This is a genomic window from Psychroserpens ponticola (assembly GCF_023556315.2).
In the GTDB taxonomy this organism is placed as follows: domain Bacteria; phylum Bacteroidota; class Bacteroidia; order Flavobacteriales; family Flavobacteriaceae; genus Psychroserpens; species Psychroserpens ponticola.
The window spans coordinates 961,242-986,238 of the sequence record NZ_CP116221.1 but is presented as its reverse complement, the minus strand read 5'-3'; the positions used below and the strand labels follow the sequence as shown (position 1 = coordinate 986,238).

Annotated in this window: 27 protein-coding genes; 21 read left to right on the top strand and 6 right to left on the bottom strand. The window is 31.8% G+C overall.

What is annotated here, in order from left to right; all coding sequences use genetic code 11:
* Positions 1 to 121 precede the first annotated feature (121 nt).
* Complete coding sequence (locus tag MUN68_RS04395; protein WP_204345615.1) at positions 122 to 364, top strand: DUF1456 family protein; 243 nt, start codon at positions 122 to 124, stop codon at positions 362 to 364.
* A gap of 82 nt (positions 365 to 446) precedes the next feature.
* Entirely contained in the window at positions 447 to 1,151 is a 705-nt protein-coding gene (locus tag MUN68_RS04390) for a phosphoadenylyl-sulfate reductase (RefSeq protein WP_249995504.1), read from the top strand.
* A gap of 167 nt (positions 1,152 to 1,318) precedes the next feature.
* Here MUN68_RS04390 and sucC read toward each other — a convergent pair whose 3' ends face one another.
* Positions 1,319 to 2,509 carry an ADP-forming succinate--CoA ligase subunit beta gene (sucC, locus tag MUN68_RS04385; protein WP_249995503.1) on the bottom strand — a complete coding sequence of 397 codons (1,191 nt, stop codon included), beginning with the start codon at positions 2,507 to 2,509 and terminating at the stop codon, positions 1,319 to 1,321.
* 212 nt (positions 2,510 to 2,721) lie between these two features.
* Between sucC and lysA the strand changes: the two genes are divergently transcribed.
* The 19 genes from lysA (at position 2,722) to MUN68_RS04290 (ending at position 19,917) form a co-directional block, all read left to right on the top strand.
* Complete coding sequence (lysA, locus tag MUN68_RS04380) at positions 2,722 to 3,927, top strand: diaminopimelate decarboxylase (RefSeq protein ID WP_249995502.1); 1,206 nt, start codon at positions 2,722 to 2,724, stop codon at positions 3,925 to 3,927.
* 137 nt (positions 3,928 to 4,064) lie between these two features.
* Positions 4,065 to 5,957 carry a tetratricopeptide repeat-containing sensor histidine kinase gene (locus MUN68_RS04375; protein ID WP_249995501.1) on the top strand — a complete coding sequence of 631 codons (1,893 nt, stop codon included), beginning with the start codon at positions 4,065 to 4,067 and terminating at the stop codon, positions 5,955 to 5,957.
* Entirely contained in the window at positions 5,958 to 6,707 is a 750-nt protein-coding gene (locus MUN68_RS04370) for a LytR/AlgR family response regulator transcription factor (protein ID WP_249995500.1), read from the top strand. It abuts the gene before it with no gap.
* A gap of 145 nt (positions 6,708 to 6,852) precedes the next feature.
* On the top strand, positions 6,853 to 7,635 hold the full coding sequence (locus tag MUN68_RS04365; RefSeq protein WP_249995499.1) for a hypothetical protein: 783 nt from the start codon (positions 6,853 to 6,855) through the stop codon (positions 7,633 to 7,635).
* A gap of 59 nt (positions 7,636 to 7,694) precedes the next feature.
* Positions 7,695 to 8,231, top strand: a complete 537-nt coding sequence (locus MUN68_RS04360) for a hypothetical protein (RefSeq protein ID WP_249995498.1) — start codon at positions 7,695 to 7,697, stop codon at positions 8,229 to 8,231.
* A 191-nt stretch (positions 8,232 to 8,422) separates the two neighbouring features.
* The gene (locus MUN68_RS04355) at positions 8,423 to 9,361 is read left to right on the top strand and encodes an NAD-dependent epimerase/dehydratase family protein (protein WP_249995497.1); all 939 of its coding nucleotides are present in this window, start codon (positions 8,423 to 8,425) and stop codon (positions 9,359 to 9,361) included.
* Positions 9,362 to 9,380: 19 nt separating this feature from the next.
* On the top strand, positions 9,381 to 10,256 hold the full coding sequence (locus MUN68_RS04350) for an ester cyclase (protein ID WP_249995496.1): 876 nt from the start codon (positions 9,381 to 9,383) through the stop codon (positions 10,254 to 10,256).
* A gap of 19 nt (positions 10,257 to 10,275) precedes the next feature.
* Complete coding sequence (locus tag MUN68_RS04345) at positions 10,276 to 10,815, top strand: acyl-CoA thioesterase (RefSeq protein WP_249995495.1); 540 nt, start codon at positions 10,276 to 10,278, stop codon at positions 10,813 to 10,815.
* A 6-nt stretch (positions 10,816 to 10,821) separates the two neighbouring features.
* On the top strand, positions 10,822 to 12,174 hold the full coding sequence (locus MUN68_RS04340) for an MFS transporter (protein WP_249995494.1): 1,353 nt from the start codon (positions 10,822 to 10,824) through the stop codon (positions 12,172 to 12,174).
* Between the two features lie 52 nt (positions 12,175 to 12,226).
* A complete protein-coding gene (locus MUN68_RS04335) occupies positions 12,227 to 13,624 on the top strand; it encodes a short-chain fatty acid transporter (protein WP_249995493.1) in 1,398 nt (465 codons plus the stop codon).
* Positions 13,625 to 13,672: 48 nt separating this feature from the next.
* On the top strand, positions 13,673 to 14,389 hold the full coding sequence (locus MUN68_RS04330; RefSeq protein ID WP_249995492.1) for a DUF6090 family protein: 717 nt from the start codon (positions 13,673 to 13,675) through the stop codon (positions 14,387 to 14,389).
* 35 nt (positions 14,390 to 14,424) lie between these two features.
* A complete protein-coding gene (locus tag MUN68_RS04325; protein WP_249995491.1) occupies positions 14,425 to 15,141 on the top strand; it encodes a DUF6090 family protein in 717 nt (238 codons plus the stop codon).
* Positions 15,142 to 15,176: 35 nt separating this feature from the next.
* Positions 15,177 to 15,512 carry a hypothetical protein gene (locus tag MUN68_RS04320; protein WP_249995490.1) on the top strand — a complete coding sequence of 112 codons (336 nt, stop codon included), beginning with the start codon at positions 15,177 to 15,179 and terminating at the stop codon, positions 15,510 to 15,512.
* 20 nt (positions 15,513 to 15,532) lie between these two features.
* On the top strand, positions 15,533 to 16,834 hold the full coding sequence (locus MUN68_RS04315) for an APC family permease (protein ID WP_249995489.1): 1,302 nt from the start codon (positions 15,533 to 15,535) through the stop codon (positions 16,832 to 16,834).
* A gap of 31 nt (positions 16,835 to 16,865) precedes the next feature.
* Positions 16,866 to 17,579 carry a DUF6090 family protein gene (locus tag MUN68_RS04310; protein WP_249995488.1) on the top strand — a complete coding sequence of 238 codons (714 nt, stop codon included), beginning with the start codon at positions 16,866 to 16,868 and terminating at the stop codon, positions 17,577 to 17,579.
* Positions 17,576 to 18,226, top strand: a complete 651-nt coding sequence (locus MUN68_RS04305; protein ID WP_249995487.1) for a DUF6090 family protein — start codon at positions 17,576 to 17,578, stop codon at positions 18,224 to 18,226. The genes MUN68_RS04310 and MUN68_RS04305 overlap by 4 nt, the downstream gene beginning before the upstream one ends.
* 170 nt (positions 18,227 to 18,396) lie before the next feature.
* Positions 18,397 to 19,107: a DUF6090 family protein gene (locus tag MUN68_RS04300; protein ID WP_249995486.1), complete on the top strand. Its 711-nt coding sequence runs from the start codon at positions 18,397 to 18,399 to the stop codon at positions 19,105 to 19,107.
* Positions 19,108 to 19,111: 4 nt separating this feature from the next.
* Entirely contained in the window at positions 19,112 to 19,504 is a 393-nt protein-coding gene (locus MUN68_RS04295) for a cupin domain-containing protein (protein ID WP_249995485.1), read from the top strand.
* 284 nt (positions 19,505 to 19,788) lie between these two features.
* Entirely contained in the window at positions 19,789 to 19,917 is a 129-nt protein-coding gene (locus MUN68_RS04290) for a hypothetical protein (protein WP_272792400.1), read from the top strand.
* A 12-nt stretch (positions 19,918 to 19,929) separates the two neighbouring features.
* On the opposite strand, the gene MUN68_RS04285 is transcribed toward MUN68_RS04290, so the two are convergent.
* The 5 genes from MUN68_RS04285 to MUN68_RS04265 form a co-directional block, all read right to left on the bottom strand.
* On the bottom strand, positions 19,930 to 20,505 hold the full coding sequence (locus tag MUN68_RS04285) for a hypothetical protein (RefSeq protein WP_249995484.1): 576 nt from the start codon (positions 20,503 to 20,505) through the stop codon (positions 19,930 to 19,932).
* 46 nt (positions 20,506 to 20,551) lie between these two features.
* Positions 20,552 to 21,955 (bottom strand): M20/M25/M40 family metallo-hydrolase, encoded by a 1,404-nt coding sequence (locus MUN68_RS04280; protein WP_249995483.1) that lies wholly within the window; start codon positions 21,953 to 21,955, stop codon positions 20,552 to 20,554.
* Positions 21,956 to 22,025: 70 nt separating this feature from the next.
* The gene (locus MUN68_RS04275; protein ID WP_249995482.1) at positions 22,026 to 22,904 is read right to left on the bottom strand and encodes a PPK2 family polyphosphate kinase; all 879 of its coding nucleotides are present in this window, start codon (positions 22,902 to 22,904) and stop codon (positions 22,026 to 22,028) included.
* Positions 22,905 to 22,910: 6 nt separating this feature from the next.
* Complete coding sequence (locus tag MUN68_RS04270; RefSeq protein WP_249995481.1) at positions 22,911 to 24,074, bottom strand: sigma-54-dependent transcriptional regulator; 1,164 nt, start codon at positions 24,072 to 24,074, stop codon at positions 22,911 to 22,913.
* Between the two features lie 41 nt (positions 24,075 to 24,115).
* Positions 24,116 to 24,997, bottom strand: a complete 882-nt coding sequence (locus MUN68_RS04265; protein ID WP_249995480.1) for a mechanosensitive ion channel family protein — start codon at positions 24,995 to 24,997, stop codon at positions 24,116 to 24,118.

The window sequence follows — 24,997 nt, the reverse complement described above, 5'->3', positions numbered from 1 at the left end:
TTATTATCGATGAAATACACTATGATTAATTATTAAATTTTACAACAGTTATTTCGATACATATTAATACACAAAGTACTACCTTTAAACTTTCAACTTTCAACTTTTTAATTTTTAGTGAATGACTAACAACGACATATTTAAAAAACTAAGAGTAGCACACAAACTTCGCGATGATGATATTGTAAAGATTTTAGAACTCGTCGACTTTAGAGTTACTAAAAGTGAGTTAAATGCCATGTTCAGACGTGAAGATCATCCCAACTATATGGAATGTGGAGATCAGATTTTACGGAATTTCCTTAACGGATTAATCATACATTTACGAGGTCCTATGCCAAAACCACAAAAAAAGAAGTCCTAAATTATCAATATCGTAATTATAATAGTATTAACAGTAGTTTTAGATTTAAGGCTGTAAATTGCATGTTGATTAAATCATACTTATGTTTGAGATTTCAAATGCGACTAAAGTCATTCCTAATATTTCAAAAGCTGAAATAAAAGCACTTAACGCTAAATACAAAAAGCTTTCTGCAACACAACGTATTCAAGAACTGTACAACGATTTTGATGTTACAGAAGTCATGCTGACAAGTTCTTTTGCTGCAACCTCAGCTTTTTTATTAAAACTATTTTCTCAAGTTAATAAAAAGCAAAAAGTGTTCTTTATTGATACAGGTTATCATTTTGAGGATACAATTACATACAAAGATCAACTTAGTAAACAATACGGACTTAATGTGACTTCAATAAGCGCATTAAAAAAGGAGCATGAGTTTACAACAAAAGATGAGACTTGGAAAAAAAATCCTGATTTCTGTTGCTCTATTAATAAGGTAAAACCTTTAGATAGTATTAAAAACAACTATAAAGTATGGGTTTCTGGACTTATGGAATGGCAAAGTGACCATCGTGCAACTTTAGATATTTTTGAACTTCGTGGAGACATCTTAAAATTCTATCCTTTATTAGACATTACAAAAGCACAACGTGATGCGTATATAAAAGAACACAATTTACCGTTTCATCCATTAGTTTCTAAAGGTTACAATTCAATTGGTTGTAAACATTGTACTGTTCCAGGAGGTGATGATCGTAGTGGTCGCTGGAATAACAATCCTAAAACAGAGTGTGGATTACATTTATAAATAATATTATTATCGCATAAACGAAAAAAGTCTCTATGAAAAAAAAATGAGAGCACTCATATTCGTTAGAATTAACAATAAATTGGTATTAAATCTATAAAAAAAAGCTCTCAATATGAGAGCTTTTTTTATTTATGATTCTTCGCTTGCGCTATGAATGTCAGTTTTTAAGACAAAACTTCTTGTACTTTATCAGCTGCTTCTTGAAATTCTGTAGCACTCATAACATCTAAGCCAGAACTATCAATTAATTCTTTAGCAATATCTGCATTGGTACCTTGTAAACGTACAATAATTGGCACTTCAATATTACCCATGTTTTTATACGCATCAATAACACCTTGAGCAACACGATCACAACGCACAATTCCACCAAAGATGTTTATTAAAATAGCTTTCACAGCTGGATCTCTTAAAATAAGCTCAAAAGCAATTTCTACTCTTGCAGCATCAGCAGTACCACCAACATCTAGAAAGTTAGCTGGCTCTCCTCCTGCTTGTTTAATCAAGTCCATCGTTGCCATTGCTAAACCTGCTCCATTTACCATACAACCAACGTTTCCGTCAAGGTCAACATAGTTTAATCCATGTTCACCTGCTTCAACTTCAATTGGATTTTCTTCACGTAAATCACGTAATGCCGCTAAATCTTTATGTCTAAATAAGGCGTTATCATCTAAAGATACTTTAGCATCAACAGCCATAATTTTATCGTCACTAGTTTTCAGTACTGGATTAATTTCAAATAAAGAAGAATCAGATTCTGAATATGCTTTATATAGTGACGTTACAAATTTCGTCATATCTTTAAATGCAGCTCCAGACAATCCTAAGTTAAAAGCGATTTTTCGAGCTTGAAAAGGTAAAATACCAGTTGCTGGATCAATTTCTTCATTAAAAATTAAATGAGGTGTTTCCTCAGCAACAGTTTCAATATCCATTCCACCTTCAGTAGAATACATAATCATGTTACGACCATTGCCTCTATTTAATAAAACAGACATATAATATTCTTCTGGTTCAGAATCTCCAGGATAATACACATCTTCAGTGACTAACACTTGATGTACTCGCTTCCCATCTGCAGAAGTTTGAGGTGTAACCAAATCCATTCCTATTATTTGCCCAGCAATTGTTTTTACTTCATCTAAATTTTTAGCAAGCTTAACTCCACCACCTTTTCCACGTCCTCCTGCGTGAACTTGAGCTTTAATTACGTGCCAACCTGTACCAGTATCTTCAGTTAATTTCTTAGCTGCTGCAACTGCTTCATCAGCATTTTGTGCAACGATACCTCGCTGAATACGTACGCCAAAACTGTTTAATAATTCTTTTCCTTGATATTCGTGTAAATCCATTTGGTCTTGAAATTTATTGTTAGCTCCGAATATGCATTCGAAGTGTCTTTATTCATCTACAAAAATAAACATACTTAAAGTTTTTACCAATATTTTTAAAGAGATAATATTTATTCAGAATTCTTTAATAAAAGCCTCGTATTTTTATGATATCACCATCATTTCGTGACGTAAAAGCAAGTAAATTTGTAACATATTTAAATTTTAATCTAATGGAACAAAACACATTAATACAGATAGCTAAAGACTTTGGAAGTCCTGTTTATGTTTATGATGCTGAAAAAATTCAATTTCAGTATAAACGATTAACGTCTGCATTTTGTAAGGTGAAGCATTTAAAATTAAATTATGCTGTAAAAGCGTTATCAAATATTTCTGTTTTAAAATTATTTAATAGCTTAGGCTCTGGCTTAGATACTGTTTCTATTCAAGAAGTACAACTCGGACTCAAAGCTGGTTTTAAACCTGACGCGATTATTTTTACACCTAATGGAGTCTCTCTTGAAGAAATAGAAAATGCAGCAGAATTAGGAGTTCAAATCAATATTGACAACCTTTCTATTTTAGAACAATTCGGAACGAAACACCCTAAAACTCCTGTGTGTATTCGCATCAATCCACATGTTATGGCAGGAGGAAATACTAATATTTCCGTAGGTCATATTGATAGTAAATTTGGAATTTCAATTCATCAAATTCCACATTTACTTCGCATTGTCGAAAATACCAACATGACTATTAATGGAATTCACATGCATACTGGTAGTGACATCTTAGATATTGATGTGTTTTTATATGCAAGCGAAATTTTATTTGATACTGCTAAAAACTTTAAAAACTTAGAATTTATAGATTTTGGCTCAGGATTTAAAGTCCCATACAAAGTTGGAGATATTGAAACCAATGTTGAAGAACTCGGAGAAAAATTATCTAACCGTTTTAATGAGTTCTGTAAAAATTATGGTAAGCCATTAACTTTAGCCTTTGAACCAGGTAAATTTTTAGTGAGCGAAGCTGGATACTTTTTAACAAAAGTAAATGTTGTAAAACAAACTACTTCTACAGTTTTTGCTCAAGTAGATACTGGCTTTAATCATTTAATACGACCTATGCTTTATGGTTCGCAACATGAAATTAGTAATATTTCTAATCCAAATGGTCGTGAGCGTTTTTATTCAGTCGTAGGTTACATCTGTGAAACGGATACGTTTGCTAATAACAGACGAATTAACGAAATTAGTGAAGATGACATTCTAGCTTTCAAAAATGCTGGTGCATATTGTTATTCTATGGCTTCAAATTACAATTCTCGTTATCGTCCTGCTGAAGTACTTTGGCACAACAATTCAGCTTATTTAATTCGCAAACGTGAAACTTTTGATGATATTCTTAACAATCAGATTGAAATAACACTCTAAATTAAAAAAACGATAAGAACTCTGTATTCTTTTTATAGATCTTAAGTTTCGCTTCGTTAAGACAATGTTAAAATTGTAAGGATTTTTTTACTACCTTTAGCTTTCCCTAAAGTCTTTTAATAGCTATATAAAGACTTATGACTAAAAAACTAACCCTAATATTACTTACACTATTTTGTGTAATTAATAGTCATGCTCAAACTTCAGATGCGAATCCATCATCAATAAATGATATAATGGATTGGCTGGAAACGCATGTAGATAAGCCAAAAGACTCAACTTTAATTGGTTTAAATTCCCAAAAAGCAATTCAACTTTCAAAGCAAGTTAATAATCAAATTTCACTTGCTCAATCTTATCGTTATTTAGCTATATATCATAAAGAATACTCAAAATTAGATTCTTCCTTATATTATTTTAATAAAGCTAAAGACATTTATAGCAATATAAATGAAGACCTCAGCCTTGCTAATATTTATATGGACATTAAAGGGTTTTACACTGTAAAAGCAAATTACAATCAAGCAAAAAAGTTTGTTTACAAGGCCTTAGAACTTTACGAAAAACTAGATAACCAAAGAGGAATAGCATTATCGTTTGCACATGTTGGCGATTTATTATATTATGAAAACAATTATAATGAAGCCATTAAATATTGTGATAAAGCCATCATCATTCAGAAAAACATTAATGCAAATGAAGACCTAGCACTTACCTATCGCTTTAAAGCTAGCAGCCAGTTATTTACTGGATTTGATTCAGAAAACGCATTGAAATCAATAAACGCATCAATAGAACTTTATAGGCAATTAGGTGAAACTGGTATACCTATGATGGCTTCTGTTAATTGGAGAGGCAACATTTATAAATATATGGAGCATTACGATGAAGCCATAGTAGATTATCAAACAAATTTTGATAATTCAAAACAAATGGGACTTGAGTGCTACCTCATCCCTTCGTTAGCAAATATTGGTCATGTTTATCTTATGCAAGGACGATATAAAGAAGCTTTACCTTATAACTTAAAAGCTATTGATCTCATCAAAAAAACTGGGAGAACTCGAAATTTATGGGAAAACTACATGCATGTTTCTGAAATATATGAATCACTTAGTGACCATAAAAAGGCATTGTATTACCATCAGTTATATACTTCAGAATTAGAATCTTTTAAAGACAATATCATCTTAAGTTTAGAAAATGAAGCGCAATCAAAATATGAAGTTGGTCAAAAAAATGCTACAATTAAATTTCAGGATGAGAAAATCAGTCAACAAAAACGTACTAAGATTTTATATTTAGTTTTAACAGCTTTATTAGCAACGATACTATTCGGATTATTTTATTATTCTAGGAAAAACCAAAAGCGAAATCAGCAATTAGAACTATTAAATAACGAATTAGACAACAAGAATACCCAAAACGAATTACTACTAAGAGAGATTCATCATCGTGTAAAAAACAATCTTGAATTGGTTAAAAGCCTAATTGCATTACAATCTGCCGAGTTAGAAGATTCTGCAACAAAAGATGCCATGATTGCTAGCCAGAACAGAGTCCAATCCATGGGAATTATTCATCAAAAATTATATCAAGGTGAAAACTTAGGCTGTATCGATATGAAAGACTATTTCATTAATTTAGGCGATGGTATTTTAGATACATTTGATGCTGATGATAAAGTGAAAATTGAATGTGCTATGGAGCAATTAGAACTTGATGTAGACACTGCTGTTCCTATCGGACTTATTGTAAATGAACTTATAACAAACGCTTTAAAATATGCTTTCCCAGAAGATAGTAAAGGGAAAATTGAAATCTGTTTAACACGATCAAATTCAGAAATTTTGACATTAAAAGTAGTCGATAATGGGATTGGAAAAACCACTGAAGCAACTCCAAAAGGGACAGGTTTTGGAACGCAACTTATTAAATTACTCACCCAACAACTCAATGGAAATATGCAAGAGAACCATGAAAACGGAACGTCAGTTGTATTTGAATTTAAAATTAAATCTGCTGCATAAATGAGTACACCTATAAAAATATTGATTGTTGAGGATGAAATGATAATCGCAGCAAATATCTCTTTACAACTTACTACACTTGGTTACGATATTATTGGAATTGTACCAAGAGCAGAAGAAGCAATAACATGCGTTAAACATGACCTTCCAGATATTGTTTTAATGGATATAAATTTGAAAGGCGATTTGGATGGAATAGACACCGTAAAACGCATTCAAAAAGAGCATGAAATTGCAGTTATATATTTAACTGCAAATGCAGATGAAACTAATTTTAATCGTGCAAAAAGCACACATCCTCATGCGTTTATTTCTAAGCCTTTTAAAAAATTAGACCTTCAACGTGCTATTGAACTAACAGTAGATCGTCTTCAGCAAGAAAACAATGATAATGTAGAGATCAGTTCTTCAGTTGCTGAATCATCTCCGTTTATGCTTAGTGACTGTATTTTTGTGCGACATAATGACAAAATGGTAAAAGTCCATATCAATGACATTTTCTATATTGAAGCCGAACGTAATTATTGTCGCATCTATTCAAAAGGCAAAGAATATTTATTGGTAATAACCTTAAAAGATATGGATGAGAAACTACCAAACAAACACTTCTTAAGAGTACATCGTTCATTTATTGTCAATCTATCTCAAATAGATGAAATTGCAACAAGTCATATTGTTATTGCTAAAAAAGCTATACCTGTAAGTAAAACTTTAAAAGAAGAATTACTCAAAAGATTACAGACCATCTAATTCTTCTTCGATAATTAGATGCTATCCTTCGGACAGTAAAAGCATCCATTCGTCCTATATTGTTTCTTTTTTATCATGATTATCAGTTATTTAGTAATAGAATCAATACAGATTCAATATTAATTAACCATTAAAACTATTAATCATGAAAATTTCAAAACAATTTCACGAACACTTAATCAATACAAGTGACATGTGTAAAACAATTTTATTAACAGCTTGCTTTTTATTAATGCTACCTACAATTACTCAAGCCCAAGATGCAGAAGAAAGTTTTATTCTTGATCTCACAGAATTTACAATTAAACAAGGACAAGACACTAACTTCACAGATGGTGTAAAAAAGTGGAACAAATGTTACAAAGACAGCAAAGGAACAAATACTTGGAATGTTTGGCATCGCCTACAAGGAAAAGGGAATGTTTATGTATTGTCATCAAGATTAGCTAATTGGGCTGACATGGACAAAAAAGATGCTGCAGCAAAAGAATGTAGAACAATCGCAATAAGCTCTATTATACCTCACATAGAAAGTTCTGAATATAATGTTACTAGATATATGCCAGAACCAAGTCGCAAAGCCAATATGGAAGGCATGAGTATTGTTTGGGTAAATAGCTTTAAAGTGAACGACTTTGTAGCTTTTAATGAAGTCTTAAAAGAGGTGACATCAACCATTGCAAAAAAAGAAGGAGCTAATAGAGGCTATTGGTACAGCATCATGGGTGGAGAAGGCGCTGATTATTTTATTTCAACACCTTTTAAAGATTTTGCCGATTTAGATAAAGACACAGACAGTGTATGGAAAGTATATGAAAGTGTACATGGCAAATCAAAAGCTCAAGATATCCGCAAAAAATTTAATGCATCCTTAGAAGATGCTTGGAGCTATACTTATACGTTAGTAGAAGACTTAAGTATGAACTAAAATTTAGGTCTATTCATTATAGAGAATTAAAAAAACATTAACCTTATAAAACAACAATTATGAAAACAATATTAAAAACAATAGCACTAGTAGTATTCCTTTTCATAGGACAAATCACTACTGCCCAAGAACAGGAAACGAAAAGTTTCAATGAAGTCGTTACACAAAATCCTACTGCCGAAGAAGACCTTAAGATCGTTACAGATTACCTTGATGCCGTAATAAACAACAAAATGGATATCGTAGATAATTTATTATCAGATACATATGTAAATAATGGCCCTAGTAATGGTGAAAGTTCAACAAAAGCTGAAGAAATAGCAAGTTGGAAAGACATACATAAAATTCGTACTAATCAAAAAAATGAGTATGTAGTTAATACTTGGAGAGTACTAGAAGGTGATTACAAAGGTCATTGGGTGTCTATTTGGGGAACCTATACGTTTACACAAGATGGAGCAGACATCATTTTACCATATCAATACACCGCAATGGTTGAAAATGGTAAAATACAAAAATCAGTAATATATTATGATAATTTGGCTATTGCTAAAGCTATGGGTTATACACTAACTCCTCCAAAAAAGAAAGAATAAAAAGTACTTTCATATTCAATTGAAATATAAAAACTTCAACTTGAATAATTATTTCTAACAGGCAGAACGGTTTTTGTGGAGAGGATCGTGATATTACTAAAAGGTTTTCTATTTAGTGTTTTAAAAAGTAAACCAACCAACGAGTTTATCATCTGCCTGTTTTTTCTTCCAACTTATTATAAGCATCAATCATGAAAAAAGTAGGCATCATTGGAGGTTCTGGCTTTATAGGAAGTCACATCACCAAACAATTTTTAGAAAATGGTTTTGAAGTAAAGGTCTCATCTACAAACATTTCAAAACAAGAAAAATATCAACATTTAATGGAGTTAGATCATGCTGATCATTTATACATTAGTGAACTTAATGTTGTAGACAAAACACAATTAAAAGAATTTGTAAAAGACTGTGACATTGTCATTCATGGTGGCACACCTTTTCAATTAGATGTTACAGATCCACAATCTGAATTATTTGACCCAACCATTAAAGGCACAGAAAACTTTTTAGATGCAATCAAATCAACACCAACTGTAAAAAAGGTCGTTCTTATTGCTTCAGTTGCTGCTTGGAATACAAATTTCCCAATGCCAGCAGGTGAAAAGTTAGCAACAGATACTTTTAGTGAAACTGATACTCCTTTCATAAGCAACGAAAGTCATCCTTATGCACAAGCAAAATTTATGGCGAATCAAGCTGTCAATGCATTTATAGAAAACCATCCGCAATTAGATTTTGAAATCACAAGTGTGTCTCCTGTTTTTGTAATGGGAAAATCAATGTCTAACAGGGAAGATTCCACATCAACAGGCTTACAATTTTTATTTAAAAACAACCTTGCTCCTAACCCATTTATTCAAATGCTGTATGACACAGATGCTGAGTTTGCTATAGTCAATGTTAAAGATGTTGCAAATGCTGTATTTAAAGCAGCTACCATTCCTAGTTTACATGGCAAAAACTACTTACTCAGTAGTGAAACTTATGCTGTTTCTGATATTTCATTAATGCTAAACCATCAAACACCTAAAAACCAACCTAAAGTTATTTACCAAAATCAAAAAGCTGAACGTGAATTAGGTCTTCCTTTTCAATCAGTACAATCCACTTTAAATGAATATTCTAATTAAAATAAACTAAAAATTAAAAATGAAGACAACAAGACTAGTACTAGCAGTTACTATTTTGAGCATCACATCAACTTTTGCTCAAAAAAACACTATTGAAAAAGATATCAAAATGTATACTCAAGTTTGGGATGATATTGTAAATAAAGGTGACATTGACAAAATCAATTCAACCTATTTTGACACAAACATTACTGCTATTCAAAGTCCAGAAAACATTGTTGGTATTGAAAATTTCAAAGCCTATTATCAGAACTTTATTACTGGTTTTTCAAATATCGAATTTACAATAATAGACGTCTTTGGTGTTGACAATAAAATTGTAAAACATTGGAATTTCAAAGGCATGCATACTGGCGATTTTTTTGGTATTCCTGCGACCAATCGAACGGTTGATATTCAAGGTGTCACTATAACAAAAATGAAAGATGGCAAAATAGCTCAAGAACAGGATTTTATGGATAATGCTGTTTTTATGCAACAACTAGGTTTGGTTTCTAATCCTGAAAACATTTCAATTATTAATGGACTTTACCAGGCTTTTGAAAAAGGTGATATTCCTACAGTACTTGCTGGAATGGATACAAAAATTGAATGGAACGAAGCGGAAAGTAATTCATTAGCTGATGGCAATCCGTATGTTGGTCCTGATGCCATTTTAAATGGTGTTTTTGCTCGTCTTGGAGCTAACCATGAGTATTTCAAATTAGCTGATATTGAACTTCATGAGATGAGTAACAATCAAGTATTAGCAACGTTACGCTATGATGCCAAAAACAAAGCAACTGGTAAAGTTTATAATGCTCAAGCAGCTCACTTATGGACTCTCAAAGATGGAAAAGTGATTGCTTTTCAACAATATGTTGATACCAAAAAGCTGGCAGATTCTGAAAAATAATAAACTAAAAAATTATTAAATGATTTATTACTGGATACATCTTATATACCTATTCATTGGATCAAAATTATTTTGGAGCAAGACCGACTTAACTTCTGATCTTACTAGAAAACAACGTGTTAACATACTAGATTGCGACACCTTTAGGTATATGGCGAATTCCAAGTATTCCTATTACATGGATTTTATTCGGTTTGAAAAAATGTTTCGCTCAAAATTATACGGAAACACTGTTAAAAAAGGAATGTATGCTGTTTTAGGATCTCAGAAAATCATTTACAAAAAACCACTCAAAAGATGGTCAACATTCACAATAACCTTAGTTCTAGAAGGATGGGATGAAAAATGGGTATACCACAAACAAGTTTTTAAACAAAAAGATCAAGTTTGTGCAATTGGATATACTAAAGCAGCCTTTTGGAAACATAAAAAAGCGCAAGATATAAGTGGCATTTTTAAAAATTGTGATGTTCAACAAAAAGAGATGAAAATATCTGAAAACATACAATTAATATTTGATAATGATTATAGTCTTTTAAAAGCTAATTCAATAACCTAAAAATAAATGAAAATATCTAAACTTAAATTTAGCCGAAGTCTTACAGAAAGTCCTCTATCTCGTTATTTTTCGTTTTCAGCACTATATATTGCTCAAGGGATTCCTGAAGGCATTCTCTTTTTTGCAATGCCAGCATGGTTAGCTATGAATGGTAAATCAGCTACAGAAATAGCTGCTTTTATTGGCGTAATTCTTATTCCCTGGAGTTTTAAATTGGTAGTTGCGCCTTTAATGGATCGCTTTACAATTCTTTCTATGGGACGAAAACGACCTTGGGTTATTTTTGGTCAATTAGGTTTAATTCTAAGTTTTTTGAGTATCGGATTTGTACCTGATCCACTGAATAATATTTCAGGTTTGATGGTTGTTGGTTTCTGTATTAGTTTTTTTGGCGCTTTTCAAGATGTTGCGACAGATGGAATGGCTGTTGATGTCATTCCTGATGATGAAAAAGCCAGAGCAAATGGTTTAATGTGGGGAACAAAAATTATAGGCACCTCACTTTCCTTATTAGCAGGAACATATTTAATCAATAGTTTAGGATTTACAACAGCTATCTCATTATTATCCATTGCAGTAGCAATCATTATGATTGTTCCTATTTATTTCACCGAACGTCCTGGCGAAAAAATCATGCCTTGGTCAAAAGGGGAAGCTAATCTCGAATCTAAGGAGAGTCAGTTAAGAAGTTGGTCTGAAATACTAAAAAGCCTCTATCGCGTAACGAAATTACGTTCAAGTCTCATTTTTATTGTCATTTCGTTTATTGGTGGTATTTTGTTTGGTCTCATGGATACGATTCTGCCCATTTTTACAATTCAAGAATTAAATTGGACAAATACTGAATTTTCAGAACTCTTCTCAATCATAAATATCGTAGCTGGGATTTTTGGAATGCTCGTTGGTGGCTACTTGGTAGATTACTTCGGAAACATAAAAATGTTAACCATTTACTTAGGTTTAACCACTGTAATTATCACTGCCTTTGCATTTGCGACAGGGTTTTGGACAAGTGTTGTTTTTATATGCGGTTTCATTTTCAGCTATTATGTATTATACATATTTCTTACCATTGCTGTATTTGCCGCAGGAATGAATCTTTGCTGGAAAACTGTAGCTGCAACACAATTTACATTGTATATGGCATTGTCTAATATGGGACGAGCATTAGGATCAGCATTAGTTGGTGTTTTAAAAGAAAATTTCAGTTGGGAATACGTTTTCATCTTTGCTGCTACCATACCATTACTAATGGGAATTATGGTACAATTCATTAACTTTAAAAGTCACAAAGCAAAAGTAGATAGCTTTAAAGTTTTAGATCACACGTTAGTTGCTCCACATGTTATAGATGATTAAATAAAAAATGTAGATATAGGAACAAACTAAAGATTTCAAAAACCAACCACTGATGATTACTAAATTCGGAGAAAAGTTTACAATTCTATTTCAAAAATATATGCCTAATGCATTTGTTTTTGCTCTAATACTTACACTTATTACAGCCTTATCTGCTTTTATTTGGCTTGATGCAACACCTCTAAAAATTGTACAATCATGGTATGATGGATTTTGGTCTCTCTTAGAATTTGGAATGCAAATCGTTTTAATTATAATTACTGGTTTTGCTATCGCCTTATCTCCTATTATAAATAAAGGCATAGACAAATTGGCCATTTATATAAAAACGCCGAAACAAGTTTACTTTTTTGTGACTTTAATAGGTGTTTTATTATCTTTTGTTAGCTTTGGTTGGGTTGTAATCACTTGTGTTTTAGCTAGAGAATTAGCGCTTAGAATCAAAGGAATCAATTATCCTTTTTTAGTAGCTTGTGTTTATTTTAGTAATGGAGGTTGGGTTACTGGATTGTCAAGTTCTATTCCATTGTTATTAGGCACAAAAAACAACTATTTAATTGAAACAGGAATTCTATCTGAAATCATTCCTACCACTTACACTTTAGGGTCTTCTTTAAATATTGCTATGATGATTTTTTATTTAGTAGTTGCGCCATTGATGATGCTTTTAATCATTCCAAAAATTAAAAATTTCAAAGAGCTAAAAGACATGACAGATGGCACAGAACCAACAAATAAAAGCTCTGTAAAAGAAGAAGCTTTAAATCAAAATTTAGACTACCCTTCAGTATCTGACAAATTAAATAATAGTATTATACTTCAGTACATTATCGTTTTAATGGGATTAAGTTATATCGTGTACTACTTTGCGACTTTCGGTTTTGAACTCAATTTCAATATCATGATATTCATTTTCTTGATTATTGGTTTAGCACTACACAAAACTCCAATGCGATATGTGATTGCGATGAAACGTTCGAGTAGTAATGTGTCAGGGATTTTATATCAATATCCATTTTACGCTGGCATTATGGGCATTATGATTTATACTGGTCTTGGCGAAGAACTCGCGAATATTATAGCTTCAGTAGCCACGATTGATTCGTATCCTTTTTTCGCTTATCTCACAGGTGGCTTAATTAATTTTGCTATTCCTTCTGCTGGTGGTGAATTTGCCGTTGTTGGTCCAAGTATTATTAATGCTGTTACAGATATTGGCGCTGGACTTCCAGATCAAGAGGTTACAGCAATGATTTCTAGAGCTTCTTTATCTATTGCTTATGGTGAAAGTTTAACCAACCTATTACAACCATTTTTCTTACTACTCGTGTTTCCTATTATGGGAAAAGGAATCAAAATTCAAGCGCGTGATGTCATGGGTTATTTTGTAATTCCGTTTATTTTATTTTTCATCATCCAATCTTTGTTAATCACCTACATTCCTTTATAAATAGAATTTATGATAAAAGTCTTCAGACACCTCAGACAATCCTTGATTATGGAAAACAAAACAGGCAAATACTTCAAATATGCCATTGGTGAAATACTGCTAGTCGTTATAGGTATTTTAATTGCGTTGCAAATTAACAGTTGGAAACAAGAAAAAAATTATAGAATAGTAGAACAATCCATTCTCACTAATCTAAAAGAAGATTTTATTAAAAACCAACAAGAAATCGAGGTCCTGATATTTGCTAATCAAAAATACCATCGCAATCTAAATCAATTTATTAAACTTCTAAAATCATCACCAAAAGAGACAACAATCCAAATTCCAGATACCTTAACGATGGCTGCAATTGCTGCACCAACATATATTCCTACAACATCAACAATTGATGTCATCATATCTACTGGAAACATTGATTTGATAAAAAACGAAACCTTAAAAACAACGATTAGTCGCTTTAAACGAGAACTTGCAGATTTAAATGAAGATGAATATGATGTACGAACAATGGCAAATGATCAACTAGCTCCTTTATTAAGTCAGAAAAGTGATTTAATTAATGAATATGAAAACACGTATGCATATACTATAGATCGTGATAATAAGGTGAAGATTAACACGTCTTCGCTTGTAAACAACTCAAATTTATTAGCAACTTATATTGCTCAAAGGTTCTATTATAACAAAATGATTATAAGTCAGTTGAATGGAATTTACGACATGCAAAAAGAAATACTAGAACTCGTTAATAGTGAACTTAAATGATAAAAGTTTTTAGACGTTTCAGACAAACCTTAATTATGGAAAATAAGACTTCAAAGTACTTCAAATATGCTATTGGTGAAATACTACTAGTTGTCATTGGAATTTTAATTGCTGTACAAATCAACACTTGGAATGAACACCGAAAAACCAAATCCAATGAGATAAAAACACTTACCCAATTAAATGTTGATCTTAGAGAAAACTATAAAGAAATAACTGAAATACATGAATTAATGCTACTCAGTAATAAAAGTGGTCAACAGATGCTTGACCATTTAAACACAAGCAATCAAGTCACAGATTCTTTAAAATATTGGGTTGAAAGTTTTAGCAATACTAACATATTTAATAATGCCAACACAACCTATAAAAACCTTGAAAACAGTAATGACAACATTATTTCAAATGATTCGATTCGATTACAAATTACTTTAATGTATGAACTTGACTTTGCAAATATTCATAGACGTGAAAAAATGTTTTATGAAGATTATTTACCTAACTATCAGGAAGAATTATTAAAAAATTTCAAAACTTCACCTGTCGTCGACAAATGGCTTGAAGATGTTAAACTAGCAGTAAATACTCCTATAAATTTATCAAATTTAAAACAGAATGAAGCTTTTAAAAACACATCTGTAGAACTCTATAATTTTAGATTATTACGCTTAAAATGGCTTAACGGATCAATAATAAAACTTGAGACATTAATTAAAACTATAGACAACGAAATCAATACATTAAAATCTTAATAAAACAGACCTTTAACCAAACAATCAATACTATTATGACATCAAAAATTGACCAATGGACCAAATTAGAACTTCAAATCTACATCCTTCTTCTATGTGCCAATGCAGATTCAGAAGAAACAGATCTAGAAATTGAAATGATTACATCGAAAGTTGATACAGACACATTTAACAAAATCTACAACGAATTTAAAGCTGATACTGAAGACGAACAACTCGAGAAAATAGATGATAATATTCATCAACATGAATACACTAATATGGAACTCGCTAAATTTCGTCAAGAAGCTCACCACATATTTTTCAGTGATGGAAAATTTATGCAAATGGAACAAAACTTAAATCGCATTTTAGACAATATCCTTTACTAAACAATTAAAAACACTTAAAAATGAATGAAGACAAAGGCTTAAAACGTAGTATTGGTATATTTGGCTTATCAGCTAATATTGTAAACATCATGATTGGCGCAGGCATTTTTGCCTTACCTGCAATTATTACAGGAATCATGGGAGTTGCAAGTATATTTTCATACATCTTTTGCGGAATTCTAATTGCACTAGTCGTGCTCTGTTTTGCTGAAGCAGGTAGTAAAGTCAATAATACTGGAGGTCCTTACACCTATATTGAAACCGCTTTTGGAGACTACGCTGGATTTATAGCTGGCATTTTTGCGTCTGGTAGCAATATGATTGCAAGTGCAGCTGTAGCTATTGCTCTTGTAAATATCTTGGCAACTATCAATCCTGTTTTCGAAATACCTTGGGTTCGTACAAGCTTTCTGTTTCTAATGTATTTATGTCTTGCTTTTATTAATATAAGAGGTGTCAAACAAGGGATTGGTTTGATAAAACTTAATACCATTTTAAAAGTAAGTCCGTTACTTATTTTAGTCCTCTTTGGATTAAGTCATATCTCATTTGACAATCTACACATCGAAGCTTTACCAAGTATCAATCAGCTTGGAGAATCATCATTAATCTTATTTTTCGCGTTTTTAGGTTGCGAAACAGGATTGATTGTTGGTGGCGAAATCAAAAATCCAAAGCGAACCATTCCACGTGCCATTTTAATTAGTATTGGCTCTGTCGTTATTTTGTATATCCTTATTCAAACGGTTTGTCAAGGTGTTTTAGGTTCTAATTTAGTCGATTATAAAGCAGCTCCTCTAGCTGAAACTGCTAAAGTTATATTGGGTCCTTTTGGATATATTTTATTAACAGTTGGTGCTGCAGTATCTATGTTCGGACTTATTAGTGGAGATTTATTAAACTCACCACGGATTTTATTTGCACTATCAAGAGATAGAGTCATTCCAATTAAAAAATTATCAAAAGTACATTCAAAATTTGCCACACCTCATATTGCCATCATTACACATACAGCGTTAACGTTTATATTGGCTACAACAGGAAGTTTTGAGCAATTGGTTATTCTTGCAACGTCATCTATTCTATTGATCTATTTAGGCGTTGCTTGTTCTGTTATTAAATTACGAAAAACTCAAAAGGCTGAACCTGGAGACTTTAAAATACCTGGAGGTAATTTTGTTCCTTTATTATCTATAGGAATTATCATTTATTTTCTTTCTAACTTGTCTTCGGAAGAACTCATTGGTACAGGAATTTTCATTGCAGTACTATCGCTTCTTTTTATGCTTATTAATAAAATGAAAAAGAAAAGCAATGATTAAATTTTTCAGACATATTAGACAAAACTTAATTATGAAAAACAAGACTTCGAAGTATTTTAAATATGCTGTTGGAGAAATTATACTTGTGGTTATTGGGATTTTAATCGCGCTGCAGATTAACAATTGGAATCAGGAATTAGGCTATAAACAAGATGAACATCTAATCGTTAAAAACCTAAATTTAGAATTTAAAAAGAATAAAGTAAGTATTGAGAAGTACATTAAAAATTATGAAAGCATTTTATCAGACATTAGAGATATTATGAATTTGGTAGGTGAACCTGAAGACGTTCTAAACAAATATAATCTGGATAGTTTAATATCGCGAAGCATAGATTATTGGACGTATAAACCAAGTCAATCTGTGGTCTCAGATATTATTTCTTCTGGCAAGCTCAATTTAATTACTTCAGATTCATTGCGATTACAACTTTTTGATTGGTCTGTCAATTTAGAAGAAAACGAAGAAAATTATAAAACATTAGATGAAATTAGTCAGAGTATCGTGTTACCCTATTTAATAAAGCATGCTTCATTAAAAAATATCGATAGTTATGGCATTCTGGAATGGCATAATAAAACAAAACTCAAACATTCCAATTACAAAATGTTTCAGGATATTGAATTTGAAAATGTAATGGATGCCCATGCTTGGGATATAAAAAATTATATAATAATACTTAAAAATCTTGAGAAAACTATAGATAGAATTATCATCGAAACCAATCGAGAATTACAACTATGATTAAACTCTTTCGAAATATTCGTAAAACCCTTTTAGCAGAAGGTAAAACCCCAAAATATTTCAAATATGCTATAGGTGAAATTGTACTTGTCGTCATTGGAATTTTAATTGCATTACAAATTAACACTTGGAACCTACAACGTATTGAAAACAAAAAGGAAGAAGAATTACTAATTGGTCTATTAGATGAGTTTCAATATAATTTAGGCACGCTTGAAGAAGGACTTATCGTTAATGAAAAAGTAAGTCAAGCTTGCATTAGCCTTACTCAAATGATTAGATCAGGCACCATAGACAAGGACACTAAACTAACTGATGAATTACTGGTTACGCTTGGAACATTTCAATCTTTCGATGCTCGAACAGGGATTTCTGATGAAATTGTTAATTCTGGAAAAATAAGTATTCTAAAAAATGACACGTTACGCACACAATTGGGTAATTGGCTTACACTTTTAAGAGATTCTGAAGAAGATATCCTTTTTAGATCTGATCATTATACCATGAACTTGATGCCATTTTTAATGAAACGATTTCCTTTAGCTAATGGAGAACTTACAAAAAAGCTACCATTTGATAAGAAAAACTATTTGAAGACTATAAAGAAAAATCGCCATTTGAATACAATTTATCGGAAAAAGACCTGATGGAGTTTGAAAATCAAGTGTGGCATCACAAACACAATCATGATTATATAGTTATAAACGATCTCAACACTCGAGATTTCATAAACATTACGATTAAGATAATAAATGAAGAATTGAACAAAAAACAGTAGTATGATTAAATTCTTCAGGCTATTAGACAAAGCTTAATTATGGAAAACAAAACCTCTAAATATTTCAAATATGCTATTGGTGAAATTATTCTTGTAGTCATTGGAATTCTCATCGCCTTGCAGATTAATACTTGGAATAAACAACAAGAAGAACATCAATTAGAATTAAAAATCATTGAAGAAATACGCTCTAATCTAAACCATGATTTAGACGAAATTCAAGAAGATATTGCAATAATGGCAGATATCAATTCGGCTTGTGATGCCTTAAAAACTTATATTAACACTCAAGAAATTCCGTCAGAAGAATTGTTTATAACTGCTGGTTTACTTAGAGTAACACCACATTTTGATCCGAATACAAGTGGTTACGGACTTTTAGTTTCTAAAGGCATTGGTGTCATTTCTAGTGATAGCTTAAGAAATGATATTTCACTACATTATGAAAGACTCTATAACTATTACAAACGTTATGAAGAAGAACGTATACAATTTCATGCCTTACATAGCGAACCAAAACTCATAGAACACTTCTCGCCTTCTTATGATGCAAACCAAACGTATTATGTGATGCATGAAATTTCACAAGAAGACTTTAGCATTCTAAAAAAAGATAAAGCATTTATTAAAGTAGTATCTGCCATAGCTTTTGAAAATTCCTCAGTTAAAAATAGAGCAGAACGTGTTGAGAGCAGTATCTTGTCACTTATTACAGCTCTCGACAAAGAAATTAAAGTGCTAAAAGAATAATTATATGCGCATATCAAATACAACATTTACTTTTAAAATCATAAGTTCAATTAGTCTCTTTTTACTGTTATGGAATTGTAAAAACCAACCAGAACTGCCAGATCCTCATGAAGCAGGATGGAACAATCAAGTGATTTGTGAAGTTGTAGAAGATAACGACAAATTACGAACCTTAAAATGTACCTTTCCTCCTGGTGTTGGTCATGAACGTCATTATCATAATGCACATTATGGTTATACGGTTTCTGGAAGTAAGTTCAGAATTAAAGACACAACTGGAACTAGAGAAGTGAATGTACCTTCTGGCTATTCATTTTATAACGACAAAATTGAATGGCATGAAGTTTTAAATATTGGCGATAGTACTGCTGTGTTTTTGATTGTTGAACCGAAATAATTAAACATATTAACTTGAGTCTTATATAAGCAGTTTTTTATTTGAATATAGATATTCTATAATGTCTGTCAGGTCGAGCGCAGTCGAGACCTATTAAAAACTATAAATTCTAAGACCTTTCGACTGAGCTCAAGGTGACAACTTATTGTTTTATTGGTTATTTGTATAAAATAACAAAAGCTTATATAGAACTTACATTATTAGTATAAATCACAATTCTTGTTAAAAATACTTTAAGCTGAATTCAATGTTTTAAATTTGGTGTTGTATTCAAAAGTGATGTTATGAGTGGGTTCGATATTGTTATGGTCATTGCCATAATTCTTTGTGCAAGATTAGGTGTTCGTCTAGTAACTGGCTATATCAAAATGCAAAAAGAAACTAAAGATGAAGACGATAACACTGTCGAATAATTGCTGCTAAGCTTACTCTTTTATTGTTCCGTAAAAATGATTCACCTTAGGATTTATAGCATTCCCAGAAGTTCTACGGAAAGATGCAATCTGTCCACAATGCCAAATAGCATCAGCAATTGGCCCATTAATTTGATTCCAAAACGGAGTTTCACGTTTACCAGAAATAATTTTAAATTGTGAAATATCATCACTTTGTCTTAAAATATCTGCTGCTGTTTTTAAGTTGATAAGAGTTTGTCTACGTTGTTCTTCAAAACTCATTTCAGGAGTCTTTTGACCTCTAATATTAGCTTTTTTTAATGTAGAATTAACGATAGTTTTAGACAAATTATAGATGTGTTTCACAGTTTCTCCAGTTGTTCGTACTGAATCATTCGGTTTATATCCCAAATCATGTTCAGATAAATGTTCTGTAGCCCAATAAAACCGAAATCCTAATGCATCAACTAGTCTTGCTGCTACAGTACCAGCAGTAAATGTTTCGGAATATTCTGGAATTTCATAATAAGGAAGTTCTTGCTCTTCAGTTTGTGCTTGAATAACAATTGATAATAATAAAGCAAGAATAAGTGTAATTTGTTTCATCTTATTTTGGTTCTAAAATTCTATTCTTATAGGGAAAATAACCTGTTTAGTCTTTCAATTCAGTATCATTAGTTATGGTATCAGTTCCATACTTGTCTATCAAATAAATCAAAGCTGTCATTGATGCTGCACCAAGTTCTAATTCTCGTTTATTCACATGTTCAAAGGTGTCATTTGCTGCATGATGATGATCAAAATAACGTTGCGAATCTGGACGTAAACCAGCTAGAACGATGTTATCATTTTTCAACGGACCAATATCTGCTCCACTGTAACCTGCTTCAAAATAATGAATTAAATACGGTTTGAATAAGGATCTCCAACTTTGAACTTTAGCCAACATAGCTTCACTAGATTGAAAACTAAATCCTCTTGGTGTAAATCCACCAGAATCACTTTCTAAGGCAAAGATGTGATTCTCACCTTTCTTTTTAGCGACTTCAGCATACTTTTTACCACCACGTAAACCATTTTCCTCATTCATAAATAACACTGCTCGAATGGTTCGTTTAGGACGAATACCACTTTCTTTTAATAAGCGTAATACATCCATAGATTGCACAACTCCTGCTCCATCATCATGAGAACCATCACCTAAATCCCATGAATCAAGGTGACCACCAACCACAATAACTTCATTTGGAAACTCGCTTCCAGTAATTTCTCCAATCACATTATAGGATTGTACATCTGCTAATTGTTTACAATTCTGACTAAAGTAAAATTTAAGATCCTTATTAAGAGCTATCATTCCACTTAGCAATTCTGCATCGTTTGTACTTATTGCAGCAGAAGGAATACGCTGTGAATTTGGCAAATCTCCATAACTCATACTACCTGTATGTGGATAATCGTCTAATCTCAAATTCAATGAACGTACAATAACAGCAAGTGCACCATATTTGGCAGCTTCTTTCGCGCCATTATAACGTTCACTTGAACAACCACCATACGCTTCAAACGTATTGATTAAATTGGCTTGCATTGGTCTGTTAATAAATACAATTTTACCTTTAATTTTAGTTTCACCTAGGGCTTCAAGATCTTTGTATGTTTCAACTTCAATAAGATTTGCTTTAACGCCTCCAGTTGGTGTAGCAATTGATCCGCCAAGTGCGCAAATATTTACGCTAGTAGTTTTTCCAGGTGACGTTTCAATATAAGCAAATTCAGGAGCTCCTCTAATCCAACGTGGTACCATTACTGGTTGCAACCAAACTTTATCTAAACCTAGAGTTTCAAATTGTTCTTTAGTATATTGAACAGCTATTTCGGCATTTAAAGATCCTGAAAGTCGTCCTCCAATTTGATTAGACAAATGATCTAACCATTGATAACTCATACCATTAGTGAGCGAATTATCATATATTTTTTTTAGATTTTCTGTATCAGTTTGTGCTGAAAGTTGACATGTAATTACAATAGAAAGTAATAGGATTAATTGCTTCATGTAAGATTTTTTATTGAAGCTAAATATACTACTTATAATAATGAGGATTTATAAAGAAATCATAAAAAAACTATTCATTTTCAAGTTGTTTAATATAAACATCAAGATTCGCTTTAATATCATCATCAAGCTCAGGTTCAACAATATCCTTATATTGAATTAGAGTATCGTATAAAATTTTAGCTACAATATAACGCGCTGTTGGTTTATCATCTGCAGGAATTGCAAACCAAGGCGCATGAGGTTTAGATGTTCTATTTAAAGCATCTTCGTAACAGTCTTGGTATTTGTCCCAAAGTTTACGTTCTTTTAAATCGCCTGGAGAGAATTTCCAATTTTTATTCGGTTTTTCTAAACGACGTAATAATCGATTCTTTTGTTCTTCTTTAGATAAATGAAGGAAAAATTTAAATATGATGGTTCCATTTTCAGCAATGTGTTTTTCAAAATCGTTAATCTGATTAAAACGTTGATCCCAAAATGCATCATTGATATCATCAACAGAATTCACATCAGGCAAATTTTCACCTAAAATATAACCTGGATGCACTCGAGTCACTAATACATTTTCATAATGTGTTCTATTAAAAACACTAAACTTTCCTCGTGCAGGAAGTGCAATATAATGTCGCCATAAATAATCGTGATTTAGTTCGTTTTCGGTTGGAACTTTAAAGCTATGAACTACAATTCCTCTGGTATTGAAATCTTTAAACACTTCTCTAATCATACTGTCTTTTCCAGCAGTATCCATGCCTTGAATGCAAATTAAGATGGCATATTTACCATGTGCATAGATGGTGTTTTGAAAATCGCCAAGTTTTTCACGAACCTCTTCTAATTCGTCTTCTACAGTATTTTTATTGGCTCCTAAATTGAAAGTCGTAGATATGTTACTTAACTGAATATTTTCGGTTACCTTAAACTCATTAATCTTAATCTCTTTCATAACCCTTTATTTTGATGCGAATAACTTCACGTCCTTTTCACTTACTTCAATTCCACCCAAAATAATAAGACGTTCTACAACATTGCGCAATTCACGAATATTGCCAGTCCAATCATAATCTTGGAGTAATTTAATGGCTTTATCAGAAAACTCTTTTTTAGCTGTCCCTTGTTCTGTAGCTATTTTAGATGTAAAATGGTTAATCAACAACGGAATATCTTCTCTTCTGTCATTTAAAGCTGGAACTTTTATGAGAATTACGGCTAATCTATGGTATAAATCTTCTCTAAATCTACCTTCAGAAATTTCCTTTTTTAAGTCTTTATTAGTCGCAGCAACAACACGAACATCAACTTTAATATCCTTATCATTACCAACACGCTGAATTTTATTTTCTTGCAAAGCCCTCAATACTTTCGCTTGAGCAGACAAACTCATATCTCCAATTTCATCAAGAAATATAGTTCCAGAATTTGCAGCTTCAAACTTACCTGCTCGATCTTTAACAGCACTCGTAAAAGCCCCTTTAACATGACCAAACAATTCGCTTTCAATCAATTCTGAAGGAATAGCAGCACAATTCACTTCTATTAAAGGACCTTTTGAACGTGCACTTTTTTGGTGTAACCAATGTGCAACAAGTTCTTTACCTGTTCCATTTGGCCCAGTAATTAATACTCTAGCATCTGTAGCAGAAACTTTTTCAATCATATCCTTAATATGAGAAATAGCATCACTATCACCAATCATTTCGTATTTCTTGCTGACTTTCTTTTTGAGCATTTTATTCTCAACAACCAATGTTTTTGTGTCTAATGCAATACGAACTGTATTGAGCAACCTGTTTAAATCTGGTGGTTTAGAAATATAATCGAAAGCTCCTAAACGCATAGTATTTACAGCTGTATCAAGATCTCCATGACCAGAAATCATGACCATTGGAATTTCAGGTTTAATTTTTTTGACAGCTTCTAAAACCTCAACACCATCCATCTTTGGCATTTTTATGTCACAGAGCACTAAATCGTAATCTTCTTTCTTAATTTTTTCAATACCAACAAGGCCATCTTCGGCTTCTTCAACTTGGTAGCTATCACTTTCTTCAGACAGTATTTTTACTAAAACTCTTCGAATTGCCGCTTCATCTTCTATCACTAAAATCTTTGACATAACTATATTTTAAATTAAATCTTATTCTTAAATAAATTGAATTATTTTGGTTGCTGTTTGATATGAATATCTCTCTGAGGAAATGGGATTGAAATATTGTTCTCTCTAAATAACTTATCGATTTTGAATCGAATATCACTTTGAGGAAAGCGTGCATTAAAACTATCGTTTAATGTAAAAACTACTTTAAAATTTAATGAACTCTCGCCAAAATCTGTAAACAAAACTCTAGTTTCTGCTTTTGCTAATACTTTTGGATGTTCGTTAGCTGCTTGCATCAATAATGCCTTCACTAACTCGACATCACTTCCATATGCTACACCTACAGCTACACCTTCTCTTGTTGTTGTTCCATTTTGAGTCCAATTATAGAGACTATTGGTTAAATAAAGATGATTTGGTATTACTAACACTTTATTATCTGCAGTAGTTGCTCTTGTCGTTCTTAATTTAATTTCTTCTACTCTGCCAATTTTACCATCTAATTCGATAATATCTCCAACATGAACAGATTGATCAATTAAAATAAATACTCCTGAAATTATATCTTGAAATAAAGTTTGTAATGCTAAACCAATACCTATAAGTAATGCTGCTGATGCAGCAAAAACAGCTGTAACATCAACGCCTACTGTATGTAATGTTATCAATAAAATAACAACATAAATAAGCCATCTAAAATAACTAAATACGACATTAAACTTCCCTTTTTCTTCATTAGGCAAATGTCTTGTAAACGCTTTAAGCAAAAGTCTTAAAACAATTGTGGTTATGAATATTACTGTGATTATGATTAAGATATCCAAGATTGATATGCTTATATTCTCAGTAATATCTAAATGGAGGTTCAGAAAATCTTTTACTTTTTGCCAAGCAGAACTTTCGGTAATCTTATGTTCGATATTAGATAATTTCTGTGTCAC

Bases quoted from the DNA above. Each gene is read 5' to 3' on its own strand.
- MUN68_RS04395 (WP_204345615.1), top strand. From the start codon at position 122: ATGACTAACAACGACATATTTAAAAAACTAAGAGTAGCACACAAACTT.
- MUN68_RS04390 (WP_249995504.1), top strand. From the start codon at position 447: ATGTTTGAGATTTCAAATGCGACTAAAGTCATTCCTAATATTTCAAAA.
- sucC (WP_249995503.1), bottom strand. From the start codon at position 2,509: ATGGATTTACACGAATATCAAGGAAAAGAATTATTAAACAGTTTTGGC.
- lysA (WP_249995502.1), top strand. From the start codon at position 2,722: ATGGAACAAAACACATTAATACAGATAGCTAAAGACTTTGGAAGTCCT.
- MUN68_RS04375 (WP_249995501.1), top strand. From the start codon at position 4,065: ATGACTAAAAAACTAACCCTAATATTACTTACACTATTTTGTGTAATT.
- MUN68_RS04370 (WP_249995500.1), top strand. From the start codon at position 5,958: ATGAGTACACCTATAAAAATATTGATTGTTGAGGATGAAATGATAATC.
- MUN68_RS04365 (WP_249995499.1), top strand. From the start codon at position 6,853: ATGAAAATTTCAAAACAATTTCACGAACACTTAATCAATACAAGTGAC.
- MUN68_RS04360 (WP_249995498.1), top strand. From the start codon at position 7,695: ATGAAAACAATATTAAAAACAATAGCACTAGTAGTATTCCTTTTCATA.
- MUN68_RS04355 (WP_249995497.1), top strand. From the start codon at position 8,423: ATGAAAAAAGTAGGCATCATTGGAGGTTCTGGCTTTATAGGAAGTCAC.
- MUN68_RS04350 (WP_249995496.1), top strand. From the start codon at position 9,381: ATGAAGACAACAAGACTAGTACTAGCAGTTACTATTTTGAGCATCACA.
- MUN68_RS04345 (WP_249995495.1), top strand. From the start codon at position 10,276: ATGATTTATTACTGGATACATCTTATATACCTATTCATTGGATCAAAA.
- MUN68_RS04340 (WP_249995494.1), top strand. From the start codon at position 10,822: ATGAAAATATCTAAACTTAAATTTAGCCGAAGTCTTACAGAAAGTCCT.
- MUN68_RS04335 (WP_249995493.1), top strand. From the start codon at position 12,227: ATGATTACTAAATTCGGAGAAAAGTTTACAATTCTATTTCAAAAATAT.
- MUN68_RS04330 (WP_249995492.1), top strand. From the start codon at position 13,673: ATGGAAAACAAAACAGGCAAATACTTCAAATATGCCATTGGTGAAATA.
- MUN68_RS04325 (WP_249995491.1), top strand. From the start codon at position 14,425: ATGGAAAATAAGACTTCAAAGTACTTCAAATATGCTATTGGTGAAATA.
- MUN68_RS04320 (WP_249995490.1), top strand. From the start codon at position 15,177: ATGACATCAAAAATTGACCAATGGACCAAATTAGAACTTCAAATCTAC.
- MUN68_RS04315 (WP_249995489.1), top strand. From the start codon at position 15,533: ATGAATGAAGACAAAGGCTTAAAACGTAGTATTGGTATATTTGGCTTA.
- MUN68_RS04310 (WP_249995488.1), top strand. From the start codon at position 16,866: ATGAAAAACAAGACTTCGAAGTATTTTAAATATGCTGTTGGAGAAATT.
- MUN68_RS04305 (WP_249995487.1), top strand. From the start codon at position 17,576: ATGATTAAACTCTTTCGAAATATTCGTAAAACCCTTTTAGCAGAAGGT.
- MUN68_RS04300 (WP_249995486.1), top strand. From the start codon at position 18,397: ATGGAAAACAAAACCTCTAAATATTTCAAATATGCTATTGGTGAAATT.
- MUN68_RS04295 (WP_249995485.1), top strand. From the start codon at position 19,112: ATGCGCATATCAAATACAACATTTACTTTTAAAATCATAAGTTCAATT.
- MUN68_RS04290 (WP_272792400.1), top strand. From the start codon at position 19,789: ATGAGTGGGTTCGATATTGTTATGGTCATTGCCATAATTCTTTGTGCA.
- MUN68_RS04285 (WP_249995484.1), bottom strand. From the start codon at position 20,505: ATGAAACAAATTACACTTATTCTTGCTTTATTATTATCAATTGTTATT.
- MUN68_RS04280 (WP_249995483.1), bottom strand. From the start codon at position 21,955: ATGAAGCAATTAATCCTATTACTTTCTATTGTAATTACATGTCAACTT.
- MUN68_RS04275 (WP_249995482.1), bottom strand. From the start codon at position 22,904: ATGAAAGAGATTAAGATTAATGAGTTTAAGGTAACCGAAAATATTCAG.
- MUN68_RS04270 (WP_249995481.1), bottom strand. From the start codon at position 24,074: ATGTCAAAGATTTTAGTGATAGAAGATGAAGCGGCAATTCGAAGAGTT.